The 956-nt window shown below is 38.4% G+C and carries 2 protein-coding genes; one reads left to right on the forward strand and one right to left on the reverse strand.

The genetic code is table 11. The features are described 5' to 3' along the window. Positions 1 to 74: 74 nt before the first annotated feature. Positions 75 to 305 carry a membrane protein insertion efficiency factor YidD gene (gene yidD / locus V7024_RS20725; protein ID WP_020061405.1) on the forward strand — a complete coding sequence of 77 codons (231 nt, stop codon included), beginning with the start codon at positions 75 to 77 and terminating at the stop codon, positions 303 to 305. On the opposite strand, the gene V7024_RS20730 is transcribed toward yidD, so the two are convergent. Then, entirely contained in the window at positions 302 to 865 is a 564-nt protein-coding gene (locus tag V7024_RS20730) for a beta-class carbonic anhydrase (RefSeq protein WP_335523402.1), read from the reverse strand. The genes yidD and V7024_RS20730 overlap by 4 nt on opposite strands. Positions 866 to 956 lie beyond the last annotated feature (91 nt).

Here is a 956-nt window from a genome sequence, read left to right on the forward strand (position 1 = left end):
AAAAGAAAGGTTTTTTATGCCCCTTTTCAACTTGTATGTCTATACTTACAGCATATGCAGGAAAGGAGATTATTATGAAACGCATTTTCATAGGGATTATTCGCTTTTACCAAAAGTTTATTTCTCCCATGACACCGCCGACGTGCCGCTTCCATCCAACGTGTTCTCACTACGGGCTTGAAGCGATTCAAACTCATGGTGCATTAAAAGGAAGTTGGCTTACAGTAAAACGCATTTTGAAATGCCACCCATTTCATCCAGGCGGATTCGATCCTGTCCCAGAGAAAAAACAGAAGAAGAATTAACCTTCGTAACCATTCACAACAACATCTAACTTTCCAGTGTCCGGATGAATAACAAGTCCGTGTACAGGAACTTCTGCTGGCATAAGCGGATGGTTGTGAAGTATAGAAACACTGTGCTCTACGCTTTCTTCTACACTTGAGAACCCACGTAAAAACTTCTCTAAATCGATTCCAGAATAACGAAGTGTATCTAGTTTTTCTACTGAAACACCGCGCTCTTTCATCTTTTCAATCGTGCTGCTCGCTTGAATTTTCGCCATACCGCAATCGTGGTGACCAATTACACATACTTCATCTGCACCAAGTTCATAAATCGCAACTAAAATGCTGCGCATAATACTTCCAAATGGATGTGAAATAACAGCGCCAGCTACTTTAATAATTTTCACATCGCCGTTACGCATATTCATCGCTTTTGGCAATAGTTCGACAAGACGCGTATCCATGCATGAAATAATTACCATTTTTTTATTTGGAAATTTCCCTGTTTCATATTCTTCATACTTTTTAGTCTCGACAAATTCCTTATTATATTGCAAAACCTCTTCTAGAGCTTTCATAGTCAATCCCCTCTTTCTTTATGTAACTATAATATAAGTGTACCAAAGAACAAAAAAAACAAAAAATGTATTGCTTTATCCCGCATTAACG

This window comes from Bacillus sp. JJ864, assembly GCF_036963045.1.
GTDB lineage: Bacteria > Bacillota > Bacilli > Bacillales > Bacillaceae_G > Bacillus_A > Bacillus_A pseudomycoides_C.

Bases quoted from the DNA above. Each gene is read 5' to 3' on its own strand.
- V7024_RS20730 (WP_335523402.1), bottom strand. From the start codon at position 865: ATGAAAGCTCTAGAAGAGGTTTTGCAATATAATAAGGAATTTGTCGAG.
- yidD (WP_020061405.1), top strand. From the start codon at position 75: ATGAAACGCATTTTCATAGGGATTATTCGCTTTTACCAAAAGTTTATT.